Genomic DNA, 19,199 nt, shown 5'->3' with positions numbered 1-19,199 from the left:
CTGTCTCTTCCGTCCTGTTCTGACAGTAGGTGGCCGGAACGCACCTGCGAAGTGTACGTTTCATCCAGCTGGACCGTGATGGATGGAGGAATCGCACAGCATGCCGGACTCGCCGCCGCCCGCCGCGCCGCCGCCCGCCGCGCCGCCGCCCGCCGCGCCGGCGGTGCCGCCCACCCCACCGGTGCCGCTGTCCGCGCTGCTGGCCCGGGAGGACCTGGCCCTGCGGCAGATCGCCGGCCCGGCGGGCCCGGAGGTGGTGATCCGCTGGGCGCACGCCTCCGAGATGGCCGACCCCTATCCCTACCTGCTGGGCGGCGAGCTGCTGCTGACGGCGGGCGTCCACATCCCGCCGGCGGCGACCGCGGAGGGCGCGCCGGCCTCCTTCGACGCTTACGTCTCCCGGATCGTGGCGGCGGGCGGCGCGGCCCTCGGCTTCGGCCTCGCGCCGCTGCACGACCGGGTGCCGCCGGCCCTGGTGGCGGCGTGCGAGGCGCGGGGCCTGCCGCTGCTTCAGGTCCCGCCGCGGACCACCTTCTCGGGCGTGGCCCGTGCCGTCTGGCAGCTGATGGCCCAAGCCCGCCTGGCCGAGCTGCGCCGCGTCACGGAGGCCCAGCAGCGGCTGGCGGCCGCCGCCGCCCGCCCCGACCCGGTGCCGTCGGTGCTGCGCCGGCTCGCCGGGCGGCTGGAGGGCTGGGCGGTGCTGTACGGCCCGGACGGCACGGAGATCGCGCGGGCGGGCCGGGGTCCGGCGGAGGCGGTGCGCGGCGCGCTGCGGGAGCTGGCGGGCGTGGTCCGGCCGGCCGCGGCGCCGGGGAGCGGGGCGGCGGCGGTCCCCGCCTCGGCCACCGACACCCTGGCCGGTACGCACCTCGCCGCCTACGCCCTCGGCACCGGGCAGGGTTTCGTGCTCGGCGTGAGCACGCCCCGGCGCGAGCCCGGGGACCACACCATCGCGTCCGTGGCCGCCGTGCTGCTGTCCCTGCTCACCGGTGAGCACCGCGGCGGCGCCGGTGCCGCGCGGTCCTCCGCGCTGGTGCGGCTGCTGCTGGGCGCGGCGCCCGGGGAGGTGGCGCCGCTGCTGGGGGCCGGGCGGTGGATCGTGGTGCACGCGCGGCCCGAGCGCCGGGATGCCGACGCGGTGGCCGCCTCCGCGCTGGGCGCCGCCCTCGGGTCCGCGCTGGTCGACCTCTCCCCCGGCGTCGTACGGGTCCTCGTGCCCGCCGACCGGGAACCGGCCGCGCAGCCCGGCTGGTCGCTCGGGGTGAGCGCGGCCGTCGCGCCGCAGGACTGGCCGGCCGCCGACACCCAGGCGGCCCGTGCCCTGGCTCGCGCCCGCGCCACCCGTGCCCCGCTGGTCCGCCACGGCGACCGCCCGGGGCTGGCCGGGCTGCTGCCGCCCGGCGCGGCCGAGTCGCACGCCCGCACGCTGCTGGCGCCCCTCGCGGCCGGTCCCGCGCTCACCGAGACGCTGCGCTCCTGGCTTTCCCTGCACGGCAGTTGGGACCGGACGGCGGTGGCGCTGGGCGTGCACCGCAACACCGTGCGGCAGCGGATCGCCCGGTGCGCGGCGCTGCTGGACGCCGACCTCGACGATCCGGACGTGCGGATGGAACTGTGGTTCGCCCTGCGGCAGATGTGACCGCGGGCGGCCGGTGACGCACGTCCCACGGTGCGATATGCCAGGGACGCGCACCGCCCGCTGCCCCACAATGGGAGGCATGCCGATATCCGGGACACCCAGCCGCGCCGAACTCGTCGACCACCTGGTGAGGACCCGTATCGCGGGCGATGTCGCCACGCCGCGCGAGAACAACCTCTCCCACTACCGCAAGCTGGCCAACGGTGACCGCCACTACTGGTTCGGGCTGGAGCTGGGCGACCGCTGGCAGGACGAGCAGGACGTGCTCGCGGTGATGGCCGAGCGGGTCGGCGTCAACGACGACCCGGAGTACCGCTACGGGCAGGACACCATCGACCCGGAGCTGACGGTGGACGCCCTGGACCGGCTGGCGGGGCGGTTGCGCAAGGCGGCCGAGGGGCAGCAGCGGGTGCTGCTCGCCACCGGCCACCCGGGCGGGCTGCTGGACGTGCACCGGGCCACGGCGGTCGCGCTGCGCGCCGCCGGCTGCGAGATCGTGGTCGTCCCGGACCTGCTGCAGACGGACGAGGGGTACGTCATGCAGTTCGCGGACGTGGCCGTCCTGGAGCACGGGGCCAGCCTGTGGCACACCCATTCGGGCGAGCCGATGCGGGTCGTCCTCACCGCGCTGGAGCGCGCGGGCCGCCCGCTGCCCGACCTGGTCGTCGCCGACCACGGCTGGGCCGGGTACGCCGCGCAGCACGGCGTGGACTGCGTCGGCTACGCCGACAGCAACGACCCGGCGCTGTTCCTCGCCGAGTCCGAGGGCACCCTCCAGGTGGCGGTGCCGCTCGACGACCACGTCCTCAGCCCGCGCTACTACGACCCCCTGACGGCGTATCTGCTGGCCGAGGCGGGGCTGGCGGCGTCCTGACGGACCGCCAGGACCGCGCGGGTGCGCACCGGCCGCCGTACGCGCCGCGAAGCCGGGACGCCGGATCGCGGGCCCGGCGCACAGCGGCGTGCGGCCCGGTCGAGGGGCCGCACGCGCGCCGGTGTGATGACGAACGGGACGAGTCAGTCGCAGTCGTCGTCGCCGTTGCCGTAACCGTTGTCGTCGTCGTTCCACCAGTTGCCGTTGTGGTCGCCGTAGCCGCCACCGTGGTTGCCGCCGTAGCCGCCGCCGTGGTCGCCGCCGTAGCCGTTGGAGTGGCTGTAGCTCCCGTTGTTGCCCTGGTGGTCGGAGGACGCCGAAGCGGTGCCCGCCGCGCCGATGGCAGCACCACCGGCCAGCAGCAGCCCGGCTGCGGACGTCGCGACAAGACGCCTCGTGCGTAGTGATCGCATGGGAATTCCTTCCGTTCCATCGTCCCTCGCGTGCTCCCGGATCAGAGGCGCGAGGCGGATGGCCGTCGCCGCACACAAGAGACGGGTGCGGCCCGGTCTTCGGATGTCACCGCAGGTCAGGAACGGTGCAGCGGTACTGCCGACGCCTGCGGCCCACTCGTACGCACTCGTGCGCGCCTTCGGGTGCCGCGGCTGAGGTCCTTCGGTCCGGTACCTCGTCGGACAGGCATGCCGTTCACTGCGGCTTTCACTCCAAGAGCCTAAACCCCCACCTGTCACACGTCATCTCGGGGGGCAACCCGGATTCACCCGCGTCGCGGGACGCGGACGACGCCCTCCTGGATGACGGAGACGGCGAGCCGTCCGTCCTGGGTGTAGATGCGGGCCTGTCCCAGGCCGCGGCCGCCGTGCGCGGCCGGCGACTCCTGGTCGTACAGCAGCCATTCGTCGGCGCGGAACGGCCGGTGGAACCACATGGCGTGGTCGAGGGAGGCGCCGACGACGTCCCCGACGGCCCAGCCGCCGCGCCCGTGCGCGAGCAGCACCGAGTCGAGCAGGGTCATGTCGGAGACGTAGGTGGCGAGGACGACGTGCAGCAGCGGGTCGTCGTCCAGCTTGCCGTTGGTGCGGAACCACACCTGGGAGTGCGGCTCGCGCCGCTCGCCGAACTGTCCGTACGGCGGCTCGTCGACGTACCGCAGGTCGATCGCCTCGCGGGTCTCCAGGAAGCGCTCGACGACCGCCGGTGCCAGGTGGGCGTAACCGCGCAGCCGCTGCTCGGAGGTGGGCAGGGTCTCCGGGTCCGGGGCGGACGGCATGGCCGCCTGGTGGTCCAGGCCCTCCTCCGGGGTCTGGAAGGACGCGGAGAGGTGGAAGACCGGCTGGCCGTGCTGGACCGCGACCACCCGCCGGGTGGTGAAGGAGCGGCCGTCGCGGATGCGGTCGACGGTGTAGACGATGGGGGCGCCCGGGTCGCCGGGGCGCAGGAAGTACGCGTGCAGCGAGTGGGCGTGCCGGTCGGCGGGGACCGTGCGCCCGGCGGCGACCAGCGCCTGCGCGGCGACCTGCCCGCCGAAGACGCGGGGGACGACGGCGGAGCGGGACCGGCCGCGGAAGATGTCCTCCTCGATCTGCTCGAGGTCGAGCAGATCGAGGAGGCTCTGGAGTGCCTGGCTCATGAGGTGTATCTGTACCGGCCAGTGGTTGTTCAGGCCTTACAGGCCCATGTCCTTGGCGATGATCGTCTTCATGATCTCGCTGGTGCCGCCGTAGATCCGGTTGACCCGGTTGTCCGCGTACAGGCGGGCGATCGGGTACTCGTTCATGTAGCCGTAGCCGCCGTGCAGCTGGAGGCAGCGGTCGATGACGCGGTGCGCGACCTCGGTGCAGAACAGCTTGGCGGAGGCGGCCTCGGCCGGGGTCAGCTCACCGGCGTCCAGCGCCTCGGTGGCGCGGTCGGCGACGGCCTCGGCGGCGTCCACCTCGGCCTGGCAGGCGGCCAGCTCGAACTTGGTGTTCTGGAAGTGGGCGACGGGCTTGCCGAAGACGGTGCGCTCCTGCACGTACTGCTTGGCGAACCGGACGGCGGCCTTGGCCTGCGCGTAGGCGCCGAAGGCGATGCCCCAGCGCTCGGAGGCCAGGTTGTGGCCCAGGTAGGAGAAGCCCTTGTTCTCCTCGCCCAGCAGGTCCTCGACCGGCACCTTGACGTCGACGAAGGCCAGCTCGGCCGTGTCGGAGGTGCGCAGGCCGAGCTTGTCCAGCTTGCGGCCGATGGAGTAGCCCTCGGACTTGGTGTCCACCGCGAAGAGGGAGATGCCGAAGCGGCGGTCCTCGGCGGTCGGGGCGGAGGTCCGGGCGCAGACGATGACCTTGTCGGCGTGGACACCGCCGGTGATGAAGGTCTTGGAGCCGTTGAGGACGTAGTGCGAGCCGTCCTCGGAGAGCCGGGCGGTGGTCTTCATGCCCGCGAGGTCGGAGCCGGTGCCCGGCTCGGTCATCGCGATGGCCCACATCTCCTCGCCGGTGACGAACTTCGGCAGGAACCGCTTCTTCTGCTCGTCGGTGGCGAGCATCTTGATGTAGGGCAGGGCGAGCAGGACGTGCACGCCCGAGCCGCCGAACTGGACGCCCGCACGCGCGGTCTCCTCGTACAGGACGGCCTCGAACTTGTGGCTGTCCATGCCGGCGCCGCCGAACTCCTCGGGCACGTTGATCCCGAAGATGCCCAGCTCACCGAGCTTGTAGTAGAAGTCGCGCGGGGCCTGGCCGGCGGCGAACCAGTCGTCGTACACCGGTACGACCTCGGCCTCGATGAAGGCGCGGAGGGTCTCCCGGAACGCCTCGTGATCCTCGTTGAACACCGTACGGCGCACGCCGCCACCTCCACGTACCTCGGTATGACATCGGCATGTCTAAGCGCTTGCTCAGACACCAAGATACCGGCGAGTACGAGCCCCCGTCCAGGGTGACCTTCCCCACCCGTACGGCTCAGTCCCCCGCGGCCGCCGCGAAGGCCCCGCGGGCCATCCGGTGCAGCAGGGCCGAGGTGGCCGGGCGGCCGGGCAGGGTTCCGGCGCGGCCCAGGTGGGGGGTGGAGTTGAGCAGGCCGAAGACCGAGTGCACGGCCGAGCGCGCCGAGGGCTCGGCCAGCCCCGGGTACACCTCCCGGACCACCTCCACCCACAGCTCGACGTACTGCCGCTGGAGCTGGCGCACCAGCTTGCGGTCGCTGTCGCGCAGGCGGTCCAGCTCGCGGTCGTGCAGGGTGATCAGGGGGCGGTCGTCGAGGGCGAAGTCGATGTGGCCCTCGATGAGGGAGTCCAGGACGGCCGGGGCGCCGGTGCGGCCGCCGGCTTCCGCGAGCCGCCGCTTGGCCCCCGTCAGCAGCCGGCCGCTGATGCCCACCAGCAGCTCGGCGAGCATCGCGTCCTTGCCGGGGAAGTGGCGGTACAGGCCGGGGCCGCTGATGCCGACCGCGGCACCTATCTCGTCGACCCCGACGCCGTGGAAGCCGCGCTCGGCGAACAGCCGGGCCGCCTCCCTGAGGATCTGCTCGCGCCGGGTGGGGGCGTCGGTTCTGATGGCCATGCCGCCAATTCTAGACAGCGACGTTAGCGGTCGTTAACCTGAGGGCGAAGGTTAACGCTCATTAACAGTCGATCACTGGGTGAGGGGACCGCAGGATGCACGAGGCACCGGAGCTGACGAGCGCGGCAGATCCCGCGTCGGAGGCCTGGCAGGCCAACGAACAGGCGCATCTCGCGCTGGTCGGGGAGCTGCGCGCCAAACTGGCCGCCGCGGCCCTCGGCGGCGGCGAGAAGGCCCGGGCGCGGCACACCGCGCGCGGCAAGCTGCTGCCCCGGGACCGGGTGGACGCGCTGCTGGACCCGGGCTCGCCGTTCCTGGAGCTGGCCCCGCTCGCCGCCGACGGGATGTACGACGGGCAGGCCCCGGCCGCCGGTGTCATCGCCGGGATCGGCCGGGTCTCCGGGCGCACCTGCGTGATCGTCGCCAACGACGCCACCGTCAAGGGCGGGACGTACTACCCGCTGACGGTGAAGAAGCACCTGCGCGCCCAGGAGGTGGCCCTGGAGAACCGGTTGCCGTGCCTGTACCTGGTGGACTCCGGCGGCGCCTTCCTGCCCATGCAGGACGAGGTCTTCCCCGACCGCGAGCACTTCGGGCGGATCTTCTACAACCAGGCGCGGATGTCGGGCGCGGGCATCCCGCAGATCGCGGCGGTCCTCGGGTCGTGCACGGCCGGCGGGGCGTACGTGCCCGCGATGAGCGACGAGGCGGTCATCGTCCGCGGCCAGGGCACGATCTTCCTGGGCGGCCCGCCGCTGGTGAAGGCCGCCACCGGCGAGGTGGTGACCGCCGAGGAACTGGGCGGCGGCGAGGTCCACGCGCGTGTGTCCGGGGTCACCGACCACCTCGCGGAGAACGACGCCCACGCGCTGCGCATCGTGCGCACCATCGCCGCCACGCTCCCCGCGCAGGGCCCGCCGCCCTGGGAGGTCACCGCGCCGGTCGAGCCCAAGGTCGACCCCCAGGGGCTGTACGGCGCCGTCCCGGTCGACTCCCGCACCCCCTACGACGTGCGCGAGATCATCGCGCGCGTGGTCGACGGCTCCCGGTTCGCCGAGTTCAAGTCGGAGTTCGGCCAGACCCTGGTCACCGGCTTCGCCCGCATCCATGGCCACCCGGTCGGGATCGTCGCCAACAACGGCATCCTGTTCTCCGAGTCCGCCCAGAAGGGCGCCCACTTCATCGAGCTGTGCGACCAGCGCGGCATCCCGCTGGTGTTCCTGCAGAACATCTCGGGGTTCATGGTCGGCAAGGACTACGAGGCGGGGGGCATCGCCAAGCACGGCGCCAAGATGGTCACGGCGGTGGCGTGCACCCGGGTGCCGAAGCTGACGGTCGTGGTCGGCGGTTCCTACGGCGCCGGCAACTACTCGATGTGCGGCCGGGCCTACTCGCCCCGCTTCCTGTGGATGTGGCCGGGCGCCAAGATCTCCGTCATGGGCGGCGAGCAGGCCGCCTCGGTCCTCGCCACCGTCAAGCGGGACCAGCTGGAGGCCCGGGGCGAGGAGTGGCCGGCCGAGGAGGAGGAGTCCTTCAAGGCCCCCGTCCGCGCCCAGTACGAGCGCCAGGGCAGCGCCTACTACGCCACGGCCCGGCTCTGGGACGACGGCGTGATCGACCCGATGGAGACCCGGCAGGTGCTGGGGCTGGCCCTGACCGCGTGCGGCAACGCCCCGCTGGGCGAGCCGCACTTCGGCGTCTTCCGGATGTGAGGAGGGGACCCATGTTCGACACAGTGCTGGTGGCCAACCGCGGCGAGATCGCCGTCCGCGTCGTCCGGACGCTGCGCGCCCTCGGCGTGCGCTCGGTGGCCGTCTTCTCCGACGCCGACGCCGACGCGCGACACGTGCGCGAGGCCGACACGGCCGTCCGGATCGGCCCGCCGCCCGCGGCCGAGAGCTATCTGTCGGCCGAGCGGCTGCTGGCCGCGGCCGCCCGGACCGGCGCCCAGGCCGTCCACCCCGGCTACGGCTTCCTCGCCGAGAACGCCGGCTTCGCCCGGGCCTGCGAGGCGGCGGGACTGGTCTTCATCGGCCCGCCGGCGGACGCCATCGCCCTGATGGGCGACAAGATCCGGGCCAAGGAGACCGTGCGGGCGGCCGGGGTGCCGGTCGTCCCCGGCTCCAGCGGCAGCGGGCTGTCCGACGCGCAGCTCGCCGACGCGGCCCGGGAGATCGGCATGCCGGTGCTGCTGAAGCCCTCCGCGGGCGGCGGCGGCAAGGGCATGCGCCTGGTGCGGGACGCGGGCGCGCTGGCCGAGGAGATCGCGGCCGCCCGCCGCGAGGCCCGCGCCTCCTTCGGCGACGACACCCTGCTGGTGGAGCGGTGGGTCGACCGGCCCCGGCACATCGAGATCCAGGTGCTGGCCGACGGCCACGGCAACGTCGTCCACCTCGGCGAACGCGAGTGCTCCTTGCAGCGCCGGCACCAGAAGATCGTCGAGGAGGCGCCCAGCGTGCTGCTCGACGAGGCGACCCGGGCCGCGATGGGCGAGGCGGCCGTGCAGGCGGCGCGCTCCTGCGGCTACCGGGGCGCGGGCACGGTGGAGTTCATCGTCCCCGGCGGCGACCCGTCGTCGTACTACTTCATGGAGATGAACACCCGCCTCCAGGTGGAGCACCCGGTCACCGAGCTGATCACCGGCCTGGACCTGGTGGAGTGGCAGCTGCGGGTGGCGGCCGGTGAACGGCTGCCGTTCGGGCAGGACGGCGTCACGCTCACCGGGCACGCCGTCGAGGCACGCCTGTGCGCCGAGACGGTGTCGGTCCGGGAGGGCGCGCGCGGCTTCCTGCCCTCGGGCGGCACGGTGCTCAGGCTCCACGAACCCCAGGGCGACGGCGTCCGCACCGACTCCGGGCTCAGCGAGGGCACCGAGGTCGGCAGCCTCTACGACCCGATGCTGTCCAAGGTGATCGCCTACGGCCCCGACCGCGCGACCGCGCTCAGGAAGCTGCGGGCCGCCCTCGCGGACACCGTCACGCTGGGCGTGCCCACCAACGCCGGGTTCCTGCGGCGGCTGCTGGCGCACCCGGCGGTGGTGGCGGGCGAGCTGGACACCGGCCTGGTGGAGCGGGCCGCCGACGAGCTGGTGCCGGACGGCGTCCCGGACGAGGTCTACGCGGCGGCGGCGCTGATCCGCCAGGCGGCCGCGGCCCCCGCGCCCGGCAGCGGCCCGCGCGACCCGTTCGACGCGGCCGACGGCTGGCGGCTGGGCGGCGAGCGGGCCTGGACCGCGCACCATCTGCACGTGCCGGGCCACGACCCGGTCGCGGTGCGGGTGCGCGCCACCGCGGACGGCGGCACCGAGGTGCTGCTGCCCGGGGCGGACACGCCCCTCGCGGCCTCCCGGCCGGTGCCGCCGCGGGCCCCGGACGACCGCTTCACCGTCCGCCTCGACGGCGTCACGCACACCTTCGCCGCCCTTCCCGACGGCAGCTGGCTGGGCCGGGACGGCGACGCCTGGCAGGTGCGCGACCACGACCCGGTGGCCGCCTCCCTGAGCCGGTCCGCGCACGCGGGCGCCGACTCGCTGACCGCGCCCATGCCCGGCACGGTGACGGTGGTGAAGGTCGCCGTCGGCGACGAGGTGAGCGCCGGGCAGAGCCTGCTGGTGGTGGAGGCCATGAAGATGGAGCACGTCATCTGCGCCCCGCACGCCGGCACGGTCGCCGAACTGGACGTACGGCCGGGCACGACGGTCGCCATGGACCAGGTCCTGGCCGTCGTCGCACCGCACGAGGAGGCGGCGCGATGACCGTGCCCGGACTGCCCATGACCGTGCCCGCCGAGGGCCTGCCCGCCCGGGTGCGCATCCACGAGGTCGGCGCGCGCGACGGCCTCCAGAACGAGAAGGCGACCGTGCCGACGGCCGTGAAGGCGGAGTTCATCCGCAGGCTGGCCGGCGCCGGGCTGACCACGATCGAGGCCACGAGCTTCGTGCACCCCAAGTGGGTGCCCCAACTGGCCGACGCCGAGGAGCTGTTCCCGCTCGTCGCCGGCCTGGACGCGGACCTGCCGGTGCTGGTGCCCAACCAGCGCGGCCTGGACCGCGCGCTGGCGCTGGGCGCCCGCCGGATCGCCGTGTTCGCCAGCGCCACCGAGTCCTTCGCCAAGGCCAACCTCAACCGCACCCTGGAGGAGTCGCTGGCCGTGTTCGCCCCGGTGGTGCGGCAGGCGAAGGACGCCGGCGTCCACGTGCGCGGCTATGTCTCCATGTGCTTCGGCGACCCCTGGGAGGGCCCGGTGCCCGTCCAGCAGGTCGCGGGGGTCTGCGCGGCGCTGCGGGACATGGGCTGCGACGAGCTGAGCCTCGGTGACACCATCGGCGTCGCCACGCCGGGCCATGTCGGCGCCCTGCTCACCGCGCTCGGCGAGGCGGGCGTGCCGGCCGGCGTCCTCGGCGTGCACTTCCACGACACCTACGGCCAGGCCCTCGCCAACACCCTGGCCGCCCTCGGGCACGGCGTCACCACCGTCGACGCCTCGGCGGGCGGCCTCGGCGGCTGCCCGTACGCCCGGTCCGCCACCGGCAACCTCGCCACCGAGGACCTCGTGTGGATGCTGCACGGCCTCGGCATCGAGACCGGGGTCGATCTCGGCCGTCTCACCGACACCAGCGTGTGGATGGCCGGCCACCTGGGCCGACCCAGCCCGTCCCGTACCGTCCGCGCCCTCTCCCACAAGGACCAGTGATCAGCATGGACCACCGACTCAGCCCCGAGCTGGAGGAACTCCGCCGTACGGTCGAGGCGTTCGCGCACGACGTGGTGGCGCCGAAGATCGGCGACTTCTACGAGCGGCACGAGTTCCCCTACGAGATCGTCCGCGAGATGGGCCGCATGGGACTGTTCGGGCTGCCGTTCGACGAGGCGTACGGCGGCATGGGCGGCGACTACCTGGCGCTGGGCATCGCCCTGGAGGAACTGGCCCGGGTCGACTCCTCGGTGGCCATCACCCTGGAGGCGGGCGTCTCGCTGGGCGCGATGCCGATCCACCTCTTCGGCACGCCGGAGCAGAAGCGCACCTGGCTGCCCCGGCTGTGCTCCGGCGAGATCCTGGGCGCGTTCGGCCTCACGGAGCCCGACGGCGGCAGCGACGCCGGCGCCACCCGCACCACCGCCCGGCTGGACCCGGACACCGGCGAGTGGGTGATCAACGGCACCAAGTGCTTCATCACCAACTCCGGCACGGACATCACCGGCCTGGTGACGGTGACCGCGGTGACCGGGCGCAAGCCCGACGGCAGGCCGCTGATCTCGGCGATCATCGTCCCCTCGGGAACGCCCGGCTTCACGGTCGCGCCGCCCTACTCCAAGGTCGGCTGGAACGCCTCGGACACCCGCGAGCTGTCCTTCCAGGACGTCCGGGTCCCGGCGGCCAACCTGCTCGGCGAGGAGGGCCGCGGCTACGCCCAGTTCCTGCGCATCCTCGACGAGGGCCGCGTCGCCATCGCGGCCCTGGCCACGGGCCTGGCGCAGGGCTGCGTGGACGAGTCGGTCAAGTACGCCCGGGAGCGGCACGCCTTCGGCCGGCCCATCGGCGCCAACCAGGCCATCCAGTTCAAGATCGCCGACATGGAGATGAAGGCCCACACCGCCCGGCTGGCCTGGCGCGACGCCGCGTCCCGGCTGGTGTCGGGCGAGCCGTTCAAGAAGGAGGCGGCGCTGGCGAAGCTGTACTCGTCCACCATCGCCGTGGACAACGCCCGCGACGCCACGCAGATCCACGGCGGCTACGGCTTCATGAACGAGTACCCGGTGGCCCGTATGTGGCGCGACTCCAAGATCCTGGAGATCGGCGAGGGCACGAGCGAGGTCCAGCGGCTGCTGATCGCGCGGGAGTTGGGGCTCGTGGGCTGAGGTGGGCCGGGCGGCCGGACGCCGCCGCGCGGGCGCGGTGCGAGGTGCCCCGCCCGCTGGACAAGAACTGAGGTTAGGCTAACCTACCTTCGAACTTGTCCGGCGGGCTCCTCGCCCCGTTCGAAAGCAGTCACACCCATGCACCGTGCCCGTGCCACCCAGTTCACCCGACGCGGCCTGCTCGCCGCGGGCGGCGCCCTCGGCCTCGGCGCCGCGCTGGCCGCCTGCGGCGACGACGGCGCCGGTGGCTCCGGCAAGGACGGCGCGGCCGGCACCTCCGGCCCCTGGACCTTCACCGACGACCGCGGCACGGCCGTGAAGCTGGACGGCAGGCCCGCGGACATCGTCGCGTTCACCGGCGTCGGTGCCGCCCTCTACGACTACGGCATCCAGGTCAAGGGCGTCTTCGGACCCACGCGGACCACCGACGGCAAGGCCGACGTCCAGGCCGGCGACATGGACATCAGCAAGGTCACCGTCCTGGGCAACACCTGGGGCCAGTTCAACATCGAGAAGTACGCCGCCCTCGCGCCCGACGTGCTCATCTCCACGATGTTCGACGACGCCGGCACCCTCTGGTACGTGCCGGAGGAGTCGAAGAAGAAGATCGCCCAACTGGCGCCCAGCGTCGGCATCTCCGTCTACGACCGCCAGCTCACCCGGTCCCTGCAGCGCATGTGGCAGCTGGCCGGATCGCTCGGCGCCGACCTGAGGTCGGCCGCGGCCACCGGCGCCAAGAAGCGCTTCGAGGAGGCCGCCGCCCGGCTGCGCGCCGCCGCCAGGGCCAAGCCCGGCATCAAGGTGATGGCCGGTTCGGCGAGCGACCAGCTGTTCTACGTCTCCGGCACCGACCTCTCCATCGACCTGGAGTACTTCAAGGCCCTCGGCGTGAACTTCGTCGAGCCGCCGGCGAGCGCCAAGAAGCAGGGCGGCGGCTGGTACGAGAGCCTCAGCTGGGAGAACGTCGACAAGTACCAGGCCGACATCATCATGATGGACGACCGCACCTCGGCCATCCAGCCCGCCGACATCACCAAGGCCACCTGGAAGAAGCTTCCCGCGGTCAAGGCGGGCCAGGTCATCGCCCGTTCGCCCGAGCCGATCCTGTCGTACGACAAGTGCGTGCCGCTGCTGACCGGCCTGGCCGAGGCGCTGGAGAAGGCCCGGAAGGTCGCCTGACCCCGCTGACCGGCCCCGGTGCCGCCGGGAAGGCCGCCGCACCGGCCCCTCCCCGCACCGCCGCACACCGCCCCTGACGCTCCCTCAGGAGTTTTCGATGACGACGGCCGTAGCCGCCCCGTTCCGTTTCTTCTCCCTCCAGGTCGTACGGACGAGGCGGCTCGGCCCGTCGCTCGTCCGGGTCACCTTCGCCGGAGCCGACCTGCACGCCTTCCACTCCGACGGGCGCGACCAGTCGCTGTCGCTGTTCCTGCCGCACCCGGGGCAGCGCGAGCCCGCGGTCCCGCTGGAGCTGGGCGACGACTGGTGGCAGGGCTGGCGCGACCTGCCCGACGGCGTACGGGCCGTGATGCGCTCGTACACGCTGCGGGCGCTGCGCCGGGACCCCGACGAGATCGACATCGACTTCGCCCTGCACGGCATCGACACCGACGCCCCCGCGCCCGGTTCCGCCCCCGTCCCCGGTTCTGCCGCCGGGGCGCGCCCGTCCGTCCCGGCCGGTCCCGCCTCCCGCTGGGCCGCCCGCGCCGCCGCCGGGGACCGGGTGCTGCTGCTCGGCCCGGCGGTCGCCGACAACCGCGCCATCCGCTTCCGGCCGCCGCTGGACACCGACCTCGTGCTGCTCTGGGGCGACGAGACGGCCGTGCCCGCGGCCACCGCCGTCCTGGAGTCCCTGCCGGCCGGGGTGCGCGTGCGCGCCTGGCTGGAGGTGCCGCACGCGCTGGACGTGCAGGACGTGCGCACCGCGGCGGACGCGGACATCACGTGGCTGGTACGCGGCGACGGCTCTCCCATGGCCGTCGACGCCGTACGGGCCGCCCGGCTCCCGGCCGCCGAGCGGCCGTACGTGTGGCTCGCGGGCGAGGCCGGGCGGGTGAAGGAACTGCGGCGGCACTTCACCGGTGAACGCGGCGTCGACCGCCGCCGGATCACCTTCGTCGGCTACTGGCGGCGGGGGCTGACGGAGGAACAGCTCCGGGCCGAGGGCTGAACCTTCTCCTTAGTTAGGTTAGGCTTGCCTAAGTTGACCAAGGAAGTCGACCACGGCCCCGCGCCCCCGTTCCGTTCCCCGTCCCGCCCGGACCGTCCCACCGGAGGACCCCCGCATGCGCTCGCACCTGCTCAATGACCTCACCGCGGAGCACTACCGCCGCTCCGTGACCGAAGGAGTCGAGCGGGTGGCGGCCAGACTCGCCACCACCGACCGCCCGTTCACCGGCGTCACGGCCGACGCCCTCGCCCCCGTCGTCGACCGGATCGACCTCGACCGCCCGCTGCACGACACCACCGCCGTGCTGGACGAGCTGGAGGAGGTCTACCTGAACGACGCGGTCTACTTCCACCACCCCCGCTACCTCGCCCACCTCAACTGCCCGGTGGTCATCCCGGCCGTGCTCGGCGAGGCGGTGCTGTCGGCCGTCAACTCCTCGCTCGACACCTGGGACCAGTCGGCCGGCGCCACCCTCATCGAGCGGCGGCTGATCGACTGGACGGCCGCCCGCATCGGCCTCGGCCCCGCCGCCGACGGGGTGTTCACCTCCGGCGGCACCCAGTCCAACCTCCAGGCGCTGCTGCTGGCGCGCGAGGAGGCCAAGAGCGACTCCCCGCACCGGCTGCGCATCCTCACCTCCGAGGCGAGCCACTTCAGCGTGCAGAAGTCCGCCAAGCTCCTCGGCCTCGGGCCGGACTCGGTCGTCGTCGTGCCTGTCGGCCCGGACAAGCGCATGCGGACCGTGTCGCTCGCCCGTGAGCTGGCGCGCTGCACCGCCGACGGCCTGCTGCCGATGGCCGTCGTCGCCACCGCGGGCACCACCGACTTCGGCTCCATCGACCCGCTCCCGGAGATCGCCGAACTGTGCGCCCGGTACGGCACCTGGCTGCACGTGGACGCGGCCTACGGCTGCGGGCTGCTGGCCTCCCGCACCCGGCGCCACCTCCTCGACGGCATCGAGCGCGCCGACTCCGTCACCGTGGACTACCACAAGTCCTTCTTCCAGCCGGTCAGTTCCTCGGCCCTGCTGGTGCGCGACGCCGCGACCCTGCGGCACGCCACCTACCACGCGGACTACCTCAACCCGCGCGGCACGGTGCGGGAGCGCGTCCCCAACCAGGTCGACAAGTCGCTTCAGACCACCCGCCGCTTCGACGCCCTCAAGCTGTGGATGACCCTGCGCACGATGGGCGCCGACGGCATCGGCGAACTCTTCGACGAGGTGTGCGACCTGGCCCAGGAGGGCTGGCGGCTGCTGGCGGCCGACCCGCGCTTCGACGTCGTCACCGCCCCGGCCCTGTCCACCCTCGTCTTCCGCTGCGTCCCGGCCGCCGTCACCGACCCGGCCGAGATCGACCGCGCCAACCTCTACGCCCGCAAGGCGCTGTTCGCCTCCGGTGACGCGGTGGTCGCGGGCACCAAGGTGGGCGGCCGCCACTACCTGAAGTTCACCCTGCTCAACCCCGAGACGACCGCGGCCGACATCGCCGCCGTCCTCGACCTGATCGCCGGCCACGCCGAGCAGTACCTGGGAGACTCCCTTGACCGCGCGTCCTGACGCCCCGCACCGCATCCACGACTTCGTCGGGATCGGGCTCGGCCCCTTCAACCTCGGCCTCGCCTGCCTCACCGAGCCGATCGCCGAACTGGACGGCGTCTTCCTGGAGTCCAAGCCCGGCTTCGAATGGCACGCCGGGATGTTCCTGGAGGGCGCCCACCTCCAGACCCCGTTCCTGTCGGACCTGGTCACCCTGGCCGACCCGACCTCCCCGTACTCCTTCCTCAACTACCTCAAGGAGCGGGGCCGGCTGTACTCGTTCTACATCCGCGAGAACTTCTACCCCCTGCGGGTCGAGTACGACGACTACTGCCGCTGGGCCGCCGGCAAGCTGACCAGCGTCCGCTTCGGCACGACGGTCACCGAGGTGACGTACGACGAGGGCGAGGAGGTGTACGTGGTCCGCACCCGGGCGGGCGGGACGTTCCGGGCCCGGCACCTGGTCCTCGGCACCGGCACCACGCCCCACCTCCCCGACGCCTGCCGCGACCTGGGCGGCGACTTCCTGCACACCTCCCGCTACCTGCTCCACAAGGCGGAACTCCAGCGCAAGGAGTCGATCACGCTGGTGGGCAGCGGCCAGTCCGCCGCCGAGATCTACCACGACCTGCTCGGCGAGATCGACGTCCACGGCTACCGGCTGACCTGGGTGACCCGCTCGCCGCGCTTCTTCCCGCTGGAGTACACCAAGCTCACGCTGGAGATGACGAGCCCGGAGTACGTCGACTACTACCACGCCCTGCCCGAGGCCACCCGCTACCGGCTCACCGCCCAGCAGAAGGGCCTGTTCAAGGGCATCGACGGCGACCTGATCGACGCGATCTTCGACCTGCTCTACCAGAAGAACCTCGGCGGCCCGGTCCCCACCCGGCTGCTGACCAACTCGGCCCTGGTCAGCGCCCGGTACGACGGCGGCACCTACACCCTGGGCCTGCGCCAGGAGGAGCAGGGCAAGGACTTCGAGCTGAGCAGCGAGGGCCTGGTCCTGGCCACCGGCTACCGCTACCAGGAGCCCGCGTTCCTCCGCCCGGTCCGCGACCGGCTCCGCTACGACAGCCGGGGCAACTTCGACGTCGCCCGCAACTACGCCGTCGACGTCACCGGCCGGGGCGTGTTCCTCCAGAACGGCGGCGTGCACACCCACAGCGTCACCAGCCCCGACCTCGGCATGGGCGCCTACCGCAACAGCTACATCATCCGCGAGCTGCTCGGCACCGAGTACTACCCGGTGGAGAAGAGCATCGCGTTCCAGGAGTTCGCCGTATGACCATCACCTTCGACTTCCGCCCCCTCGACCCGCTGACGGACGCCTCCCTGGTGCACGCCTGGGTCACCCATCCCAAGGCGGCGTTCTGGATGATGCAGGACGCGAGACTCGAGGACGTCGAGCGGGCCTACAGGGAGATCGCGGCCGACGAGCACCACCACGCGCTGCTCGGACTGCGCGACGGCGAGCCGGCGTTCCTCATGGAGGTCTACGACCCCGCCCGCCGGGAGCTGGCCGGGCTGTACCCGGCGCAGCCCGGCGACGTCGGCATGCACTTCCTGGTGCCGCCGACGGACACGCCGGTCCACGGGTACACCAGGGCGGTCATCACCGCCGTGCTGCGCCACCTGTTCGAGGACCCGGCGACCCGCCGGGTCGTCGTCGAGCCGGACGTGCGCAACACGGCCGTGCAGGCCCTCAACGAGGCCGTCGGGTTCCGGCCCGAACGGGAGATCCAGAAGCCGGAGAAGAAGGCACTGCTGAGCTTCTGCACGCGCGCGCGGTTCGAGGAGGCGGTGTCCGCATGAGCCCCGCCGACGCCGTGGCCCATCTGTCCCCCGAGCGCTGGGAGCAGGCCGGCCGGCAGCTGATCCGCAAGGCGCTCGCCGAGTTCGCCCACGAGCGGCTGCTCACCCCCGAGCCCGACGGCGACGGGTACGTCGTACACACCGACGACGGCCTGACCAGCTACCGCTTCACCGCCGTCCGCCACGCCCTGGACCACTGGCAGGTGGCCGCCGACTCGATCACCCGCCACCGCGGCGGCACCGAACTGCCGCTGTCCGCGCTGGACTTCTTCGTCGAGCTGCGCCGGACCCTGGGCCTGTCCGACGAGATCCTGCCGGTGTACCTGGAGGAGATCTCCTCCACCCTCGCCGGCACCTGCTTCAAGCTCACCAAGCCGCGGGTCACCGCCGCCGAACTGGCGGCCCGGATCGCCTCCGCACCGGCCGCCGTCTCCTTCCAGGACGTCGAGACCGCGATGACCGAGGGCCACCCCTGTTTCGTCGCCAACAACGGCCGGCTCGGCTTCGGCGTCCACGACTACCTGTCCTACGCCCCCGAGACGGCGAGCCCGGTCCGGCTGATCTGGCTGGCCGCGCACCGCTCACGGGCCGCGTTCACCGCGGGCGCCGGGATCGAGTACGAGTCCTTCCTGCGGGCCGAGCTGGGCGAGGAGACCCTGGAGCGGTTCCGTACCACCCTCACCGGCCAGGGTCTCGACCCGGGCGACTACCTGCTGATCCCGGTCCACCCCTGGCAGTGGTGGAACAAGCTCTCCGTCACCTTCGCCGCCGAGGTCGCCCGCCGGCACCTGGTGTGCCTGGGCGAGGGCGACGACGAGTACCTGGCGCAGCAGTCCGTGCGGACCTTCTTCAACCGCTCGGCGCCGCACCGGCACTACGTCAAGACGGCCCTGTCCGTCCTCAACATGGGCTTCATGCGCGGTCTGTCGGCCGCCTACATGGAGGCGACACCGGCGATCAACGACTGGCTCGCGCGGCTGATCGAGAACGACCCCGTGCTGAAGGCGACGGGTCTGTCCGTCATCCGCGAGCGGGCGGCCGTCGGCTACCGGCACCTGGAGTACGAGCGGGCCACCGGCCGCCACTCGCCGTACCGCAAGATGCTGGCCGCGCTGTGGCGGGAGAGCCCGCTGCCGTCCCTGCGCCCGGGCGAGTCACCGGCGACGATGGCCTGCCTGCTCCACGTGGACGACGAGGGCGCCTCCGTGGCGGGCGCGCTGATCGAGCGCTCCGGCCTCGCGCCCACCGAGTGGCTGCGGCACTACCTGCGGGCCTACTACACGCCCCTGCTGCACAGCTTCTACGCCTACGACCTGGTGTTCATGCCGCACGGCGAGAACGTCGTCCTGGTGCTGGAGGACGGCGTGGTGCGGCGGGCGGTCTACAAGGACATCGCCGAGGAGATCGCCGTCATGGACCCGGACGCGGTGCTGCCGCCCGAGGTGCGGCGCGTCCGGGTGGAGGTGCCCGAGGACCAGAGGCTGCTGTCGCTCTTCACGGACGTCTTCGACTGCTTCTTCCGCTTCCTCGCCGCGAACCTCGCCACCGAGGGGATCCTGGCGGAGGACGACTTCTGGCGCACGGTCGCAGAGGTCACCCGCGCGTACCAGGACTCGGTGCCCGAACTGGCCGACCGGTTCCGCCGGTACGACCTGTTCGCCCCCGGGTTCGCGCTGTCCTGCCTCAACCGGCTCCAGCTGCGGAACAACCGGCAGATGGTCGACCTCGCCGACCCGTCCGGCGCGCTGCAACTGGTGGGGCACCTGGACAACCCCCTCGCGCGGTTCTGACGCGCCGCCGGACGAC

At 72.9% G+C, this 19,199-nt stretch carries 16 protein-coding genes; 12 read left to right on the top strand and 4 right to left on the bottom strand.

Annotated features, from left to right (window positions below):
- The first annotated feature begins 100 nt into the window (after positions 1 to 100).
- Positions 101 to 1,639, top strand: coding sequence for a PucR family transcriptional regulator ligand-binding domain-containing protein (locus tag ACZ6CZ_RS00845; RefSeq protein WP_469012606.1), 1,539 nt, complete (start codon positions 101 to 103; stop codon positions 1,637 to 1,639).
- A gap of 79 nt (positions 1,640 to 1,718) precedes the next feature.
- On the top strand, positions 1,719 to 2,513 hold the full coding sequence (locus ACZ6CZ_RS00840; protein WP_469012601.1) for a phosphatase: 795 nt from the start codon (positions 1,719 to 1,721) through the stop codon (positions 2,511 to 2,513).
- 143 nt (positions 2,514 to 2,656) lie between these two features.
- Here the strand turns inward: ACZ6CZ_RS00840 and ACZ6CZ_RS00835 are convergent, their stop codons facing one another.
- From ACZ6CZ_RS00835 to ACZ6CZ_RS00820, 4 genes are all read right to left on the bottom strand, one after another.
- Positions 2,657 to 2,926 carry a hypothetical protein gene (locus ACZ6CZ_RS00835; protein ID WP_469012596.1) on the bottom strand — a complete coding sequence of 90 codons (270 nt, stop codon included), beginning with the start codon at positions 2,924 to 2,926 and terminating at the stop codon, positions 2,657 to 2,659.
- Positions 2,927 to 3,231: 305 nt separating this feature from the next.
- Positions 3,232 to 4,104 carry an acyl-CoA thioesterase II gene (gene tesB, locus ACZ6CZ_RS00830; RefSeq protein ID WP_469012592.1) on the bottom strand — a complete coding sequence of 291 codons (873 nt, stop codon included), beginning with the start codon at positions 4,102 to 4,104 and terminating at the stop codon, positions 3,232 to 3,234.
- A gap of 36 nt (positions 4,105 to 4,140) precedes the next feature.
- The gene (locus tag ACZ6CZ_RS00825; RefSeq protein ID WP_469012590.1) at positions 4,141 to 5,298 is read right to left on the bottom strand and encodes an acyl-CoA dehydrogenase family protein; all 1,158 of its coding nucleotides are present in this window, start codon (positions 5,296 to 5,298) and stop codon (positions 4,141 to 4,143) included.
- Between the two features lie 115 nt (positions 5,299 to 5,413).
- Positions 5,414 to 6,013 carry an SACE_7040 family transcriptional regulator gene (locus ACZ6CZ_RS00820; RefSeq protein WP_469012587.1) on the bottom strand — a complete coding sequence of 200 codons (600 nt, stop codon included), beginning with the start codon at positions 6,011 to 6,013 and terminating at the stop codon, positions 5,414 to 5,416.
- Between the two features lie 95 nt (positions 6,014 to 6,108).
- Between ACZ6CZ_RS00820 and ACZ6CZ_RS00815 the strand changes: the two genes are divergently transcribed.
- The 10 genes from ACZ6CZ_RS00815 (at position 6,109) to ACZ6CZ_RS00770 (ending at position 19,183) form a co-directional block, all read left to right on the top strand.
- Positions 6,109 to 7,725 carry a carboxyl transferase domain-containing protein gene (locus ACZ6CZ_RS00815; protein ID WP_469012585.1) on the top strand — a complete coding sequence of 539 codons (1,617 nt, stop codon included), beginning with the start codon at positions 6,109 to 6,111 and terminating at the stop codon, positions 7,723 to 7,725.
- An 11-nt stretch (positions 7,726 to 7,736) separates the two neighbouring features.
- A complete protein-coding gene (locus ACZ6CZ_RS00810) occupies positions 7,737 to 9,767 on the top strand; it encodes an acetyl/propionyl/methylcrotonyl-CoA carboxylase subunit alpha (RefSeq protein ID WP_469012581.1) in 2,031 nt (676 codons plus the stop codon).
- Entirely contained in the window at positions 9,764 to 10,705 is a 942-nt protein-coding gene (locus ACZ6CZ_RS00805; protein ID WP_469012578.1) for a hydroxymethylglutaryl-CoA lyase, read from the top strand. The genes ACZ6CZ_RS00810 and ACZ6CZ_RS00805 overlap by 4 nt, the downstream gene beginning before the upstream one ends.
- Before the next feature lie 5 nt (positions 10,706 to 10,710).
- Positions 10,711 to 11,871 (top strand): acyl-CoA dehydrogenase family protein, encoded by a 1,161-nt coding sequence (locus tag ACZ6CZ_RS00800; protein ID WP_469012576.1) that lies wholly within the window; start codon positions 10,711 to 10,713, stop codon positions 11,869 to 11,871.
- Between the two features lie 138 nt (positions 11,872 to 12,009).
- Entirely contained in the window at positions 12,010 to 13,050 is a 1,041-nt protein-coding gene (locus ACZ6CZ_RS00795) for an ABC transporter substrate-binding protein (RefSeq protein WP_469012571.1), read from the top strand.
- Positions 13,051 to 13,147: 97 nt separating this feature from the next.
- Positions 13,148 to 14,041, top strand: a complete 894-nt coding sequence (locus tag ACZ6CZ_RS00790; RefSeq protein WP_469012567.1) for a siderophore-interacting protein — start codon at positions 13,148 to 13,150, stop codon at positions 14,039 to 14,041.
- Between the two features lie 115 nt (positions 14,042 to 14,156).
- The gene (desA, locus tag ACZ6CZ_RS00785; protein ID WP_469012563.1) at positions 14,157 to 15,599 is read left to right on the top strand and encodes a lysine decarboxylase DesA; all 1,443 of its coding nucleotides are present in this window, start codon (positions 14,157 to 14,159) and stop codon (positions 15,597 to 15,599) included.
- On the top strand, positions 15,583 to 16,866 hold the full coding sequence (locus ACZ6CZ_RS00780) for a lysine N(6)-hydroxylase/L-ornithine N(5)-oxygenase family protein (RefSeq protein ID WP_469012560.1): 1,284 nt from the start codon (positions 15,583 to 15,585) through the stop codon (positions 16,864 to 16,866). Before desA ends, ACZ6CZ_RS00780 begins: the two co-directional genes overlap by 17 nt.
- Positions 16,863 to 17,393: a GNAT family N-acetyltransferase gene (locus tag ACZ6CZ_RS00775; protein WP_469012558.1), complete on the top strand. Its 531-nt coding sequence runs from the start codon at positions 16,863 to 16,865 to the stop codon at positions 17,391 to 17,393. Before ACZ6CZ_RS00780 ends, ACZ6CZ_RS00775 begins: the two co-directional genes overlap by 4 nt.
- The gene (locus tag ACZ6CZ_RS00770) at positions 17,390 to 19,183 is read left to right on the top strand and encodes an IucA/IucC family protein (RefSeq protein WP_469012556.1); all 1,794 of its coding nucleotides are present in this window, start codon (positions 17,390 to 17,392) and stop codon (positions 19,181 to 19,183) included. The genes ACZ6CZ_RS00775 and ACZ6CZ_RS00770 overlap by 4 nt, the downstream gene beginning before the upstream one ends.
- The last annotated feature ends 16 nt before the right edge of the window (positions 19,184 to 19,199 follow it).

It is taken from the genome of Streptomyces sp. NPDC041135, from assembly GCF_055592085.1.
This window is presented reverse-complemented; position numbering and strand designations above follow the sequence as displayed.